Here is a 13,580-nt window from a genome sequence, read left to right as displayed (position 1 = left end):
CTCCTACGCGTTACGCGAACGGCGCGACCCAGACCTGCTTGTTACAACACCTGCCGCAAGAACGCTTGGGCCCGCGGATCCTTCGGCTGGGCGAAGAACTCGGCGGGCGGCGCATCTTCAAGCAGCTTGCCGTGATCGAAGAACAAGACGCGGTCGGCCACTTCGCGGGCGAAGCCCATCTCGTGGGTGACGCAGACCATGGTCATGCCTTCGAGCGCCAGCTGCTTCATCACGTCGAGCACTTCGCCGACCATTTCCGGGTCGAGGGCCGAGGTGGGCTCGTCGAACAGCATCACCTTGGGGTCCATGCACAAGGCGCGGGCGATGGCCACACGCTGCTGCTGGCCGCCAGAGAGGCGCGACGGAAACTCGCCAGCCTTCTGGCCGATGCCGACCTTGTCGAGCAGCGCCCGCGCCTTGGCTTCACGCTCGGCCTTGCCGCGCTTGCGCACCACCTTCTGGGCCAGGCATAGATTTTCCAGCACGGTCATGTGCGGGAACAGGTTGAAGTGCTGAAACACCATGCCGACTTCACGGCGGTAGGCGTTGATATCGGTCTTGGGGTTGGCCAGATCCAGGCCGTCGATGCTCACCGAGCCCTCGTCCAGTTCTTCCAGACCGTTGAGGCAGCGCAGGAAGGTCGACTTGCCGGAGCCGGACGGGCCGATCACCACCAGTACCTCACCGCGCGCTACCTGGGTGGTGACGCCGTCGACGGCGCGCATCTGCTGGCCGCGGGCGTCGAACACCTTGATCAGATCACGGACTTCAATCACTTTGCGCGAGCCTCCGTTCCAGGCTGTTGGCGATCTGCGACAGCGGCAGGTTGATCACCAGGTACAGGGCCGCCACGCAGAACCAGATCTCGAAGGTGGAAAACGAGGTGGTGATGGCTTCACGGCCGCTCTTGGTCAGCTCGGTGATGGCGATCACCGAAACCAGCGAAGTGTCCTTGACCAGGCTGATGAATTGCCCGGCCAGCGGCGGCAGCACACGCTTGAACGCCTGCGGCAGGATCACGTAACGCATCGACTGCGAGGCGCTCAGGCCCAGCGAGCGGGCCGCTTCATCCTGGCCGCGAACGATGGACTGCACGCCGGCACGCACGATCTCGCCGACATAGGCGCCGGTAAACAGGGCCAGCGCTGCCACACCGGCGAACTCGCGGGACAGGTTGAGCACCGTGCCGATGAAGAAATAGAAGATGAAGATCTGCACCAGCAGCGGCGTGCCGCGCACCAGCTCGACGTAAAGCGTCGACAGGTGGCGCAGCGTTGGGTTGCCGGACAACCGGCACAGGCCGGTGACCAGGCCGATCAGCAAACCGAACACGCCCGCCGCCACGGAGATCCACAGCGTGGTCCACAGCCCCCAGAGCAGCGGACCAGCGGCCCAGTGACGGGTGACGCCGATGACATCGCCCTCGGCCACGTCGTCGCCTTCGCTGAGCTGCAGGCTGTCGCTGGCCACGGTGAGCTGCTGCTGTTCGCCACCTTCACCGGTCAGGGTAACCAGGGCGTCGCTGCCCTGACGGCTGATGCTCTCGACGCTGCCGTAGTCAGCCGCACGCTGCGCTTCTTCGGCGTGGTAGGCGAAGTACTGGGGAACGCGATTCCAGCGCCATTCGTAGGAAATCAGCGAGGTGGAATACCAGATCGCCAGGATACCCAGGACCAGGATCAGCCCGGTCAGCAGGTGCCAGGGCCACTGGGCTTTCTTCTGTTTAGCCACGGTGAGTGTCTACCCCTTGAGTTGCCAACATGACAGCGCGCGGACTAGCCGCGCGCCGGGTGTAGCGAAGTGAAGCGCGAATGCGCTTACTCCATCTCTTTCAGCCAGTTAGTGCTCTTGAACCACTTGGCGTGGATTCGATCGTAGGTACCGTCTTCGCGGATCTGGTGCAACCAGTTGTTGATCCAGTTGATGCTGTCGTAGTCACCCTTCTTCAGGCCGAAGGCCAGGGGTTCGAAAGTGAACGGCTCATCGAGAAAAACCAGCTTGCCGGCACCGGCCTTGTTCACCGCCACGACGTTGTACGGCGCGTCGTAGATAAAGGCATCAGCCTTGCCGTTGACCACGTCCATCACCGCTTCCTGCTCGTTGTCGAAGCCGCTGTACTTGGCCTGGGCGATCAGCTTCTTGGCGACCATCTCGCCGGTGGTGCCGATCTTCGAGGTGATGCGGTAGTCCGCGCTGTTCAGGTCCTTGTAGCTCTTGACCTTGTCAGCCAACTCCTTGCGGATCAGCAGGGTCTGGCCGACCACGATGAAGGGCTCGGAGAAGTTGATGCGCAGGTTGCGCTCCTGGGTCAGGGTCATGCCCGAGCCGATCATGTCGAACTTGTCGGTCAGCAGGGCCGGGATGATGCCGTCGTAAGAGGTGGAAACCAGCTCCAGCTTGACGCCCATGGCCTTGGTCATCGCCTTGAGCAGGTCGACTTCGAAGCCGATGATCTCACCGCGCTTGTTGGTCATCTCGAAAGGCATGTAGGTCGGGTCCATGCCCACGCGCAGGGTACCGCGCTTGACCGCGTCGTCGATGACGCCAGCCTGGGCGAGGCCGGTGAAGGCGCAGACGGATAACAGCAGTGAGGCGACAAGCTTTTTCATTCTTGCTCCTGAAAGGCAGACGATTATGGGGCTAGCTCAAGCTCGTGCACCGGCACGGTGCAAGCGGCAGACCCTTCGATAAGGCGGCGCGGCATGCTAACCGTGATCGCCGCCGTTGGCGAGAGATACGCGCCGGATCAGCGACAAACAGCAGCATGGGGCAGCCTCCGAGAAGGCAAGAAGCAGGCCAGTGAACGGCCCCGATCAGGTTTCCAGCAGAAAGGTGACCGGGCCATCGTTGACCAGATGCACCTGCATGTCGGCACCAAAACGCCCGCTGGCGACCTGCGGATGTTGCGCACGTGCCTGTTCGAGCAAATGGTCGAACAACGCTTCGCCCAGCGCAGGCGGTGCCGCGGTGGAGAAACCGGGGCGCAGGCCGCTACGGGTATCGGCGGCAAGGGTGAACTGGGAAACCAGCAACAGGCCGCCGCCGATGTCCTTGAGCGACAGGTTCATCTTGCCTGCATCATCGCTGAACACGCGGTAGTTGAGCAGCTTGTGCAGCAGCTTGGCACAACTGGCCTCGTTGTCCTGCGGCTCGACGCCAACCAAGACCAGCAGGCCCTGATCGATGGCGCCCACGGTATCACCGGCGATATCCACACGGGCGCTGGAAACGCGCTGCAGCAGCGCCTTCATGCTTCGTCCGGCGCCAGGTCGAGCAGGCGATGGGCGATCTCGTCGGCGGCGCGCACCAGGGCATCGGCGATACCTGGCTCGGCGGCCGAATGGCCCGCCTCGCGGATGATCTGCAGCTCGCTGTTGGGCCAGGCCTGATGCAGCGCCCAGGCGTTGTCCAGCGGGCAGATGGCGTCGTAGCGGCCATGCACGATGATGCCCGGCAGGTGGGCGATCTTCGGCATGTCACGCAGCAACTGGTTGGGCTCCAGGAAGGCGTCGTTGACGAAGTAGTGGCACTCGATGCGGGCGATCGACAGCGCGCGCAGGCTCTCGGCGAAGCGCTCGACCACCTGGGGGTTTGGCCGCAGCGTGGCGGTACGCCCTTCCCAGCATGACCAGGCCTTGGCGGCGTGCATCTGGGCGATCTGGTCGGAGCCGGTCAGGCGCTTGTAGAACGCCTGCATGAGGTCGCCCTGCTCTTCGGCGGGAATCGGCGCCAGGTAGTCCTGCCAGTAATCGGGGAACAGCCGACTGGCGCCCTCCTGGTAGAACCATTTGAACTCCTGGGGGCGGCACAGGAAGATGCCGCGCAGAATCAGCGCATGCACGCGGTCCGGGTGTTTCTGCGCGTAGGCCAGCGACAGGGTCGAGCCCCAGGACCCACCGAACAGCACCCATTTGTCGATACCCAGGTGCTCGCGGATGCGCTCCATGTCGGCAACCAGATCCCAGGTGGTGTTGTTCTCCAGGCTGGCGTGGGGCGTGGAGCGTCCACAGCCGCGCTGGTCGAAAGTGACGATGCGATACAGGGTCGGGTCGAAGTAGCGGCGGCTGGCCGCATCGCAGCCGGCGCCGGGGCCACCATGCACGAACAGCACCGGCAGACCGTCCGCCGAGCCGCTTTCGTCCACGTAGAGAACGTGCGGCGCCTGAACCGCCAGTTCGTGGCGGGCGTAGGGTTTGATCTCCGGATACAGCGTCTGCATGGTGCCCTCCTGAGGAAGAATTGAGATAGGCTCGGGCCGCTCGCGCGTGGCGGGCTAATGCACTCGTTCGGGCATCATAACCATGAAAAGGAAATTCGGCATGCCGATACGGAAATTTGCCACGCCCCTGCTGCTGTTCGCCGTTCTGCTCAGCGGCTGCGGCGCCAAGGACGACCCGCAGGCCAGGCTGGAAGCCGCCGTGCAACAACTGCAGGAAAACCTCGAAGCGAAGAAGACTGCGGCGGTGATGGATCAACTGCACAGCGAGTTCCGCGCCCAGCAGGCCAACGACCGCGACTGGGCCAAGCGCACCATGACCTTACTGTTCCTGCGCCACAACAACGTCAAGGTGCTGGCCCTGAACAAGAACAGCCGCGTGGACGTGACCTACCGCGACAAGGGGTACACGGACGCACAGGTGGGCCTGACCGGAGCTGAAGGACTGATCCCCGATAGCGCCCGGCATTACGCCGTGAAGCTGGAATGGTGGCAGGACGACGGCGAGTGGAAACTCGCGCGGCTGGATTGGAAATAGAGTCCCGCGCGGCATTGGCCGAAACGCGGTGATGGATGACGCAGCACCTCACAACTGCATCGCCCGGCAGACGGCCGCCTGGCGCTGCTCTACCCATTAGGACGCGGTTAAACGTAGGGTGGGTGGAGGCATTAACGGTCTGAGGGAGTCTCTCGATCCCCGCCGCCGCAACCCACCATCTGCGCACGCCGAATGCTGATCGGCTACGCAATGGTGGGGCTCGCGGCCTCTACGAAATACGGCCGATCACTGCGCCGGCTTGGCGCCGTCGCGCCAGATCAGCTCGCTGGTGTCATAGCCCTGGGCGCGAGCCACGGCCAGCAGCTCGTCACGCACTTCGTTGGAAATGGTCGGAGTACGCGATAGCAGCCATAGGTATTTGTGGTTGGGGTGGCCGACCAATGCAGTCTGATAGTCGTCGTCCAGATCCAGCACCCAGTACTCGCCCTTGGTCACGCCGGGCAGCAGGCGGCTGAACCAGTTGTCGAAGGTCACCCACAACTTGTCGGTTTTGCCTTCGACCTGCGGCACGGCGCGGCCCTCGACCTGATTCCACTGGCCATCGACCTCGCGGCAACGGTTGGTCACCGCCACGCTGCCGTCATTCTGCAGGCGGTAGTGCGCCTCGGACTCCACACAATTGCGCTGGAAGAACATCGGCAGGCGCGCGATCTCGTACCAGGTGCCCTGGTAGCGCTCGAGATCGACCGAGTCGACGGTCTTCGGCGGCGCTATACCGGTGCCCGAATTGGCGCAGCCGGTCAGCAGCAACGCGCCCAGTGCCATGGCGCCTAGAATACGTTTGCTCATCACTTCAATCCTTTCGAAGAAAACATGATCACCTTGTCACCGGCGTACTGGACGCTGATGAAACTCACCTGGTCGCCCCAGGTGCAGCTGGACATGCCCAGCGCGCCCGAGCACTCGGTAGGCTTGCCGAGCAGGTTCTCGACCTCGGCCTTGTTCATGCCCGAATAGAGCTTGGCGTAGTTTTCCTGATTGACCTTGCCGCAGGCGGCCAGCATGACGCAGCCTGCCAGCAACGCAAAAACGCGCAGACGCATGGGATATCTCCAGTGTCCTGTGAGTGCCGGATGCCGGTTCGACGTCAGAAGCGTGAGCCCGGTTCCGCGAGAAAGCGCAACTCGTCTGCGCTGCTGACGCGCCCGAGAATCTCGTTGCGATGAGGAAAGCGACCGAAGCGCTCGATGACCTGCTGGTGACGCACGGCGTAGTCGAGAAAGCCGGCGAACAGCTCGCGTTCGGCCTCGCTGGCCTGCTTGGCGAGGTCGCCGAACAGCTGCACGGCGCGGGTCTGCTGCAGTGGATTCTCGGCATGTTCCAGCACCAGGTAGATGAACACCCGCTGCAACGGCGACAGTTCGCGATCCCAGCCCAAGGTGATGCCCTGCTCGACCAGCTCGCGTGCCCGCGCATCGCCGGCAAAGGCCAGCGGCGTGTCGCGGTGGATCATGCGCGGCAGTTGGTCGAGTAACAGCACCTGGGCGAGCCAGCCGTGGGGATCGGCCGACCAGCCCTGCAGCTCGCCGGTGATTGCCTGCTCGACCAGCAAGCCGAAGCGCTCAAGTGCTTCGGCATCCTGCGCGTCACGCTTGCCGAACCACAGCTTGTGCTTCTCGGCAGCGCTCTGCACAGCCGTACTCGCCGGGCCGAACCACCAGTCGAGCAACGGCTGCCAGGGCGTCATCGGTCAGCCCTTGTGGTAGCCGGTAACGCGCTCGACTTCTTCCTTGGAACCGAGGAACACCGGCACACGCTGGTGCAGGGAGTCGGGCTGGATGTCGAGGATGCGCTGCACGCCATCGGTGGCGGCGCCGCCAGCCTGCTCGATGATGAAGGACATCGGGTTGGCTTCGTACATCAGGCGCAGCTTGCCAGCCTTGTCCGGCTCACGGCTGTCACGCGGGTACATGAACAGGCCGCCGCGGGTCAGGATGCGGTGCACATCGGCGACCATCGAGGCGATCCAGCGCATGTTGTAGTTCTTGCCCAGCGGGCCTTCCTTGCCGGCCAGCAGTTCGTCCACATAGCGTTTGACCGGAGCTTCCCAGTGGCGCTGGTTGGACATGTTGATGGCGAATTCGGCGGTACTTTCCGGCACGCTGATGTTGTCGTGGGTGAGCACGAAGCTGCCCAGCTCGCGATCCAGGGTGAAGCCCTTGACGCCGTTGCCCAAGGTCAGGATCAGCATGGTCTGCGGGCCGTAGATGGCGTAACCGGCGGCAACCTGCTGGGTGCCCGGCTGCTGGAAGGCCTTTTCATTGAGGCTTTCATTCTGCGAGAGGTACTCGCTGGGGCAGCGCAGTACCGAGAAGATGGTGCCGACCGAGACGTTGACGTCGATGTTCGAGGAGCCGTCCAGCGGGTCGAATACCAGCAGGTAGGCACCCTTGGGGTACTTGCCGGGGATCTGGTAGGCGTTATCCATTTCCTCGGAAGCCATGCCGGCCAAGTGACCGCCCCACTCGTTGGCTTCGAGCAGGATGTCGTTGGAGATCACGTCGAGCTTCTTCTGCACTTCGCCCTGTACGTTCTCGGTGCCCATGCTGCCCAGCACGCCGCCCAGGGCGCCCTTGGAAACGGCATGGCTGATCTCCTTGCACGCACGCGCCACCACTTCGATCAGGAAGCGCAGATCGGCCGGGGTGTTTTGACTACGGGTCTGCTCGATGAGGTAACGGCTCAGGGTAACGCGGGACATGAAGGACTCCGGGAAGGAAGGTAATCGGAAGGAGTTTAACCCTTTCCAGAAACAGGCGCCTCAGCGGCGGAGGCCAACCGCGGCAGCGGGCTGCATACGCGGTTACGACCACGGCGTTTGGCTTCGTACAAGGCGGCGTCGGCAGCCTGCAGCAACTCGTCGAGCGCTCTGCCCTGCTCGGGCCACAGCGCCAGGCCAGCCGAGAGGGTCACGTGGCGCACGCCACTGCGGGTTTCGATCGATTTTTGCGCCAGTCCCTGGCAGATGGCCTCGAGGCGTTTGGTCGCTTCGCGGGCATCGGCACCGGGAAGAATGACAAGGAACTCCTCACCGCCGATACGAAAGACCGTATCGGAACTGCGCAAGTTCACCAGCAGATACTGGGCGACGCTCCTGAGCACATCGTCGCCATCCAGATGGCCGTATTGATCGTTGAGCTGCTTGAAATGATCCAGATCGATCAACGCCACTGCCAGCGGGGCGTTCTCACGACGCGCACGGGCCAGCTCACGACCGAACAGCTCGTCCAGATAACGCCGATTGTAAAGGCCGGTCAGCGGGTCGCAGAGTGCCTGTTCACGTAGTTGCTCGTGCAGACTGGTAATGGTGCGCAGGCGTTCCTCGCTCAGCGCGAGGGCTTCAGCGAGCTTGAGTTTGGCGCGTTGGCGCTGGGTCACGTCGCGCAGATAGAGCAACTGGCCAAGTACCAGAATGCCGTGGCGAGTCAGCCGCTCGATGGGGCGCGTGCGTACCTCGAAGTAATGCTCGGCATCGCTCTGGATCAGCAACGGCTCACGCAGCTCACCCTGTTCCACCAACTGCACCGCCAGCTCGCCGCCGAAACCCGGCCAGTCCTGCAGGCGACGCCCCTGCCAGTCGTTCTTCAACCCGCCAAGCTTGAGCGCCGCCTGGTTGGCCTCGATCACCCGCCACTGGGTGTCGACCACCATCACCGGATCGGGCAGCGCTTCGAGTAGCAGATGACGAGCCACCGGCACCATGTCGAACAGCCGTACGCCGAGGATCAGCCAGGAAAACGCCGCCAGGGTGAACACGAAACTGAAGGGCGTCGGGTCGACGCCGAACACCACGAAACCAAAGCCGACATAGGCGATGTTGGCCGACCAGGGCACCGCGGTGATCAGCACGAACGCCAGGTAATGGCGCCGGTGCACGCCATGGCTGATCAGCGCGGCGCGCAGCACCACCACCAGGCTGAAGCTCATGAACAGATAGACGTACACCGCCGCGGCATAGAACAGCGGGCCGTGGTCGAAGCGGATCGGCGCGCCCGGCTCGCCGGAAACCGGCCCCGTGGCGGCGCCATAGAACAGGCCGTGCCAGGGGTTGCTCAGCACCACCAGCCAGATCAGCAGCGGCATGAGGATCATGCCCAGCATCGAGCGGCGCCCCAGGGGCTGGCGCACGCTGCTCACGTACTGCCAGAGAAACACCGCCCAGAAGGTCGGCACGCTGATGATGCCCGGCCACGACATGGTGGCCCAGAGCATCTTGCACTCGGGCGCCACGGAGGCCACTTCCAGGCCGGCCATGAACATCCACCACATGCTCGCCAGGTGCATCAGGATGAAGGTGTCACGCCCCGGGAAATCGCGCTGATTGATCACCCAGCGTGCCAGCAGCACACCGCCGATACAGACCACTGCGGTGACCAGCACCGCGATGTCGAGGCGCCAGGCGTTGACCAGGCAGGAATTCATGCGTCTGCCCCGCCCGCCCGGCGGCAGAAAACGGCCGGGCACGACGCAGCGCGACGCGAGACACGGGCAAGCATGGAGGACGTATCCATTCCGACAGGCTCAGGATAGAGGCCAGCGCAAAGCGCCTGGCGACCTAAAATCCAGCCGAGCCGCGAGCCAATGAGGGCAGACAGGGAGGGCGGGAATTTTCGCCGCTACAATACTGCAATTCGCTGCATTCTCCGCAGCTTTTTATCGGACCAGTGCAGGGAAAAACGCCGAAGTGGAGCCGCCGGCCGGCAGATAATTGTTCACTATTTCCCCAACATGGCTATGATCGCGCGCCGCCAAACCATGCGAACCTCCCCGAGATGAAAAGCAACCTGATCGCCGCCGCGGAAATCGACCGCCTCGACACCTGGGCACGCTACACCGCCGACATGTGCCACAGCTGCATTTCCAGCTGCTGTCAGCTGCCGGTCGAAGTGCGTATCAATGACCTGATCCGTATCGGCGTGGTCGACGAATTCGAGCGTGGCGAACCGCCGCGCAACATCGCCAAGCGCCTGCAGAAAGACGGCCTGGTGGAGCGCTTCAACCAAAAGTCCGGAATCTTCACCCTGACACGCATGAGCAACAACGACTGCTATTACCTGGATCGCAAGACCCGGCTGTGCACCATCTATGACCGGCGCCCGGACACCTGCCGTAATCATCCCAAGATCGGCCCGCGCCCGGGCTACTGCGCCTGGCGGCCTAAGTAAGGCTGCAACGTCTGGTTACCCGGACGCCTGAACACCGCGCTTCGCTGATCCCTCGAATCCTCCACACCGGCCCGCACCGCCACCCGGAGGATTCCCATGCGCTCCCGCTTTCTTGCACACGCCCTGTTTGCTGCTCTCGCCGCTGCACTGGCAGGCACTGCAACGGGCGACAGCGCGCGGCCTGACTGGCAGCAGCCGCTGCTCGAACGCCTGCAGGCAATTACCGCCAAACAGAACGGCGAGCTGGGCGTCTACGTCAAGGATCTACACAGCAACCTGGCGGTCACCCTGCGTGCTGAAGAACGTTGGTATATGGCCTCCGGGATCAAGGTGCCGGTGGCCATTGCGGTGCTGCGCGGTGTCGAGCGCGGCGACTGGCAGCTCGACACACGCCTGTCGCTTGCAGCCAACGATTTTGTCGATGGTGCCGGCAGCACCAACCAATACGGGCCCGGCGAGCGCCTGAGCGTGCGCTTCCTGCTCGAGCAGATGATCATCTACAGCGACAACACCGCCACCGACCGGCTGATTCGCCTGGTCGGCCTGGATGCCGTAAACGGCTTGGTGCGCGAACTGGTGCCAGAGGGCTTCGAGCCGATCACCACCTTGGGTGACGTGCGCCGGCATATCTATGCCGAATTGCACCCGGCGGCGGCGAAGCTCGGTGGCCGCGACCTGCTGCGTCTGCGCCAGGCACGCCAGGACGACGCGCGCCTGAACCGCCTGGCCGAGCTACTCGGCGTCCCACGTTCGGCCCTGGCACCGATCAGCCTGGGCAGCGCTTACACCGCCTACTACCGCAGCAACCTCAACGCCGCCACGCTATCGGCCTATGGCGAGCTGCTCGAACGGCTGGCCACCGGCCAGGCATTGGGCAATGAGCAGACCGCCTACCTGCTGTCGGTGATGAGTCGGGTCAAGACCGGCAGCAAACGCCTGATCGCCGGCCTGCCAAAGGACGCCCGCCTCGCCCACAAGACCGGCACCCAGCGTGCGCGTATCTGTGACTCGGGGCTGATCGAAACACCTCAGCGTGGCGCCGCCGAGCCGGTACTGATCGTCGCCTGCGTGCAGGGCGAACTGTCCCTGAGCAAGGCCGAACGCACCTTGCGGCAGGTAGGCGAAGCCCTCACAGACTCTGGAGTGCTGAGCCGTGACGCAACCAACTGAGGGCCTGGCCATGAAGATCCTGTTCGCGGGCCTCGCCCTGCTTGGTTGTGCGGCGCTGTCTCTGTGGCTGTGGGCTGCCCCCCAACGAGACGCGCGTTTCGACGCTTTGGCCGAGCGGCTGCGCGAACTCGACGAGGCCTCGCCCGGTCAGTTGGGCGTCTATCTGCTGCGCACTGCTGACGGCAGCGAGCTGAGCCATCACGCCGAGCGCAGCTGGTACCTGGCCTCGGCGACCAAGGCGGCAATCGCCATCGCCGTGCTGCAGGAAGTCGACGACGGCAAGCTGCAGCTCGACCAGCCGATCACCCTCGAAGAAGGCGACCGGGTCGACGGCTCCGGTGGCCTGGTGTGGGAAGACGCCGGCGCCCGTTACAGCGTCGGCGAACTGCTGCGCGAGATGCTGCAGGAGAGCGATAACACCGCCGCCGACATGCTGATCCGCGCAGCCGGCCTGGAGCGCATCAACGAGCGTATCACTGCAGCCGCCGGCGGCGACTTCGGCAAGGTGACCCGTCTGCTGGACGTGCGCCGCGACCTGTACGGGCAGCTGCACTCCGACGCCCGCTCAATTGAAAATCGCCAGATCGTCGAAATCGCCGCGGCGCCGCTCGGCCCGCAGCGAGTCGAGGCGGTAGCCAATGCCCTGGACATGAAGCCCGAGCAGCTGGAAACCCGCGACATCGACCAGGCCTACCGGCGCTATTACGAGAGCGGCCTGAACAGCGCCACGCTGGTCGCCTACGGGCAGCTGCTCGGCAAGCTGGCCAAGGGCGAATTACTCTCCCAGCCCAGCACCGAACTGCTCTACGACATCATGGGCCTGGACAGCTACGAGGCCTATCGCCTGGAAGCCGGCCTGAGCGAACAGCTGCCCTTTATTCAGAAAACCGGCACCCAGCGCGGCCGCGCCTGCCACATGGGCATCGCCAACCCAGAGGGCGAAGACGCCCTGGTCATCCTCGCCTGCGCCGAGGCGCTCGATGAGGACGCCGAAGCCGGCAAGCTGTTCGAACGGGTCGGCGAGGCGATTCAGGAGCTGGTGCTGGACGCGCCTGCCGAAACGGCCTGAAAGCCCGCAGTATTAGCCGCAGGGGCGCTTGCGCTCAGGCGCGTCCGTTGGCCGCACGCAACACGCTGAGCGCCATCAGCACCAGTACGCCGACACCGATCAACAGCACGGCCCACAAACCGGCGCGCTTCCAGTCGAAGCCAGGTTCCGCCGGCAGGGCCGCAGGCTCCAACTCAACCTGCGCAATCCGGCCATCGATGACCGCCTGCCCCATGCCCGCCAGGCGCTGTGCATCGAAACCGGGCACCAGGGTGGTGACGGGCAGGCTCCCCGCCTGTGCATCCGTCCGGCCAAGGGCCAGCTGATAAGGCGGATTGCCGCGAACCAGAAACAGCAGCTCAGTCGCGCGCATGGCGACGTGCATCCGCGGCTCGCTCAATCCCAGGCCACCGCCACGGCCGTCGACCTGCAAGCGCAACTGGCTGACCGGCAGGGGCGGCAGCTCGATCTGATCCTGCACCAGCTCGTGACCATCACCAGGCAGTCGGTAAAGAACCGAGTTCGCCAGCGGCGCCCACGGCCCTTTGCTGTCGCGTCGCCCCTCCAGCATCACCGGAGCCAGGCTGTTGGCCTGCTCGATCTCGACGCGCACGCGCTCCAGTGGCAAGGCCAGCGGCAGGGTCCAAGTAACACCCTGCTCATCCACCTGCCCCTGCAGCGCAGCCGACCAGATAAGCTCAGCAGGTTCAGCCTTACTGCGTGTGCCGCTGACACTGGCAGCGCTGAGGTTGGCCGCCTGCTCCGGCGCCAGCCACAGCAGGCGCAGGTAGCGCGCCCGGATAGTCGGCAGCTCCACTTCGCTCTTGTCGATGCGTTCGCCATTGAAGCTCAGGCGGGCGACCTGCCCCTCGCCCACGGGCCGCCAATGATCCAGATCGTCACTGGCCTCGATGCTGAAGCGCTGGAAGCCTTCGCTCTCGGCCTGCCACTCCAGGTAGAGACGCTGCAGGGAAAAGTCGGTGGCGCAGGCGTCCAACAACCAGCCGCGCAACACCTCGGCAGTGGCGCTCGGCTCGGCAAGCTCGATGATCGAGCCATCATCGCCACGCTGCACACGCAAGGTCGGCACGGCATCGCGGCGTCCTGCCGGACCACGCAGCGGGAACAGCCGCAGATCGGCGCGCTGCTGGCTCTCGGCAAAGCGCTCGGCGCCGGGGATCAGGCTGTAGGCCAGGCGCTCGCCTTCGCCATTGAACAGGCGCAGGTCGCGAAAGTCGGCGTGGTGGGCAGCAAGCTGAGCTTCCATCGGCAACTGCATCCGATACCAGGGGCCCTCGCCACTGAGGGTCAGCGGTACGCTCACGGCATAGTCCAGGGGACGCTCGGAAAGCTCGGCCGCGGCCACCAGAGGCGTGCCCAGCGCAAGCAGCGCCAACGCGATATTCAGCTTCATGCCGGCAC

The 13,580-nt window shown here is 64.3% G+C and carries 15 protein-coding genes; 4 read left to right on the top strand and 11 right to left on the bottom strand.

Annotated features, from left to right (window positions below; genetic code table 11):
• Positions 1 to 41: 41 nt before the first annotated feature.
• The 5 genes from PVA39_RS03630 to pip all read right to left on the bottom strand — a co-directional run bounded on the left by PVA39_RS03630 (position 42) and on the right by pip (position 4,219).
• The gene (locus PVA39_RS03630) at positions 42 to 776 is read right to left on the bottom strand and encodes an amino acid ABC transporter ATP-binding protein (protein ID WP_274122866.1); all 735 of its coding nucleotides are present in this window, start codon (positions 774 to 776) and stop codon (positions 42 to 44) included.
• Entirely contained in the window at positions 769 to 1,731 is a 963-nt protein-coding gene (locus PVA39_RS03625) for an amino acid ABC transporter permease (protein ID WP_274122865.1), read from the bottom strand. The genes PVA39_RS03630 and PVA39_RS03625 overlap by 8 nt, the downstream gene beginning before the upstream one ends.
• A gap of 86 nt (positions 1,732 to 1,817) precedes the next feature.
• On the bottom strand, positions 1,818 to 2,609 hold the full coding sequence (locus PVA39_RS03620; protein WP_249909433.1) for a transporter substrate-binding domain-containing protein: 792 nt from the start codon (positions 2,607 to 2,609) through the stop codon (positions 1,818 to 1,820).
• Positions 2,610 to 2,813: 204 nt separating this feature from the next.
• Positions 2,814 to 3,251, bottom strand: a complete 438-nt coding sequence (dtd, locus tag PVA39_RS03615) for a D-aminoacyl-tRNA deacylase (RefSeq protein ID WP_274122864.1) — start codon at positions 3,249 to 3,251, stop codon at positions 2,814 to 2,816.
• Positions 3,248 to 4,219, bottom strand: a complete 972-nt coding sequence (gene pip, locus PVA39_RS03610) for a prolyl aminopeptidase (protein ID WP_093500027.1) — start codon at positions 4,217 to 4,219, stop codon at positions 3,248 to 3,250. Before pip ends, dtd begins: the two co-directional genes overlap by 4 nt.
• A 100-nt stretch (positions 4,220 to 4,319) precedes the next feature.
• Here pip and PVA39_RS03605 point away from each other — a divergent pair, with 100 nt between their 5' ends.
• Positions 4,320 to 4,754: a hypothetical protein gene (locus PVA39_RS03605; RefSeq protein WP_274122863.1), complete on the top strand. Its 435-nt coding sequence runs from the start codon at positions 4,320 to 4,322 to the stop codon at positions 4,752 to 4,754.
• Positions 4,755 to 5,000: 246 nt separating this feature from the next.
• Here PVA39_RS03605 and PVA39_RS03600 read toward each other — a convergent pair whose 3' ends face one another.
• Genes PVA39_RS03600 through PVA39_RS03580 form a run of 5 tightly spaced genes read right to left on the bottom strand, consistent with a single transcriptional unit; the run spans position 5,001 to position 9,197 of the window.
• Positions 5,001 to 5,564: a lipocalin family protein gene (locus PVA39_RS03600; protein WP_274122862.1), complete on the bottom strand. Its 564-nt coding sequence runs from the start codon at positions 5,562 to 5,564 to the stop codon at positions 5,001 to 5,003.
• A complete protein-coding gene (bamE, locus tag PVA39_RS03595) occupies positions 5,564 to 5,818 on the bottom strand; it encodes an outer membrane protein assembly factor BamE domain-containing protein (RefSeq protein WP_274122861.1) in 255 nt (84 codons plus the stop codon). The genes PVA39_RS03600 and bamE overlap by 1 nt, the downstream gene beginning before the upstream one ends.
• Before the next feature lie 44 nt (positions 5,819 to 5,862).
• A complete protein-coding gene (locus tag PVA39_RS03590) occupies positions 5,863 to 6,462 on the bottom strand; it encodes a DUF924 family protein (RefSeq protein ID WP_274122860.1) in 600 nt (199 codons plus the stop codon).
• A 3-nt stretch (positions 6,463 to 6,465) separates the two neighbouring features.
• The gene (locus PVA39_RS03585; protein ID WP_013792956.1) at positions 6,466 to 7,476 is read right to left on the bottom strand and encodes a class 1 fructose-bisphosphatase; all 1,011 of its coding nucleotides are present in this window, start codon (positions 7,474 to 7,476) and stop codon (positions 6,466 to 6,468) included.
• Positions 7,477 to 7,511: 35 nt separating this feature from the next.
• Complete coding sequence (locus PVA39_RS03580; RefSeq protein ID WP_274122859.1) at positions 7,512 to 9,197, bottom strand: histidine kinase N-terminal 7TM domain-containing diguanylate cyclase; 1,686 nt, start codon at positions 9,195 to 9,197, stop codon at positions 7,512 to 7,514.
• A gap of 350 nt (positions 9,198 to 9,547) precedes the next feature.
• Here PVA39_RS03580 and PVA39_RS03575 point away from each other — a divergent pair, with 350 nt between their 5' ends.
• The 3 genes from PVA39_RS03575 (at position 9,548) to PVA39_RS03565 (ending at position 12,179) form a co-directional block, all read left to right on the top strand.
• Entirely contained in the window at positions 9,548 to 9,940 is a 393-nt protein-coding gene (locus tag PVA39_RS03575) for a YkgJ family cysteine cluster protein (RefSeq protein WP_093500035.1), read from the top strand.
• Positions 9,941 to 10,036: 96 nt separating this feature from the next.
• Positions 10,037 to 11,110, top strand: coding sequence for a serine hydrolase (locus tag PVA39_RS03570; protein WP_274122858.1), 1,074 nt, complete (start codon positions 10,037 to 10,039; stop codon positions 11,108 to 11,110).
• Positions 11,094 to 12,179, top strand: coding sequence for a serine hydrolase (locus PVA39_RS03565; RefSeq protein WP_274122857.1), 1,086 nt, complete (start codon positions 11,094 to 11,096; stop codon positions 12,177 to 12,179). Before PVA39_RS03570 ends, PVA39_RS03565 begins: the two co-directional genes overlap by 17 nt.
• A gap of 34 nt (positions 12,180 to 12,213) precedes the next feature.
• Here the strand turns inward: PVA39_RS03565 and PVA39_RS03560 are convergent, their stop codons facing one another.
• Positions 12,214 to 13,572: a DUF3999 domain-containing protein gene (locus tag PVA39_RS03560; RefSeq protein WP_274122856.1), complete on the bottom strand. Its 1,359-nt coding sequence runs from the start codon at positions 13,570 to 13,572 to the stop codon at positions 12,214 to 12,216.
• Positions 13,573 to 13,580: the final 8 nt, after the last annotated feature.

This window comes from Pseudomonas sp. CNPSo 3701 (assembly GCF_028674975.1).
In the GTDB taxonomy this organism is placed as follows: domain Bacteria; phylum Pseudomonadota; class Gammaproteobacteria; order Pseudomonadales; family Pseudomonadaceae; genus Aquipseudomonas; species Aquipseudomonas straminea.
The sequence above is the reverse complement of the archived record's forward strand: the minus strand, read 5'-3'. Positions and strand labels throughout refer to the sequence as shown.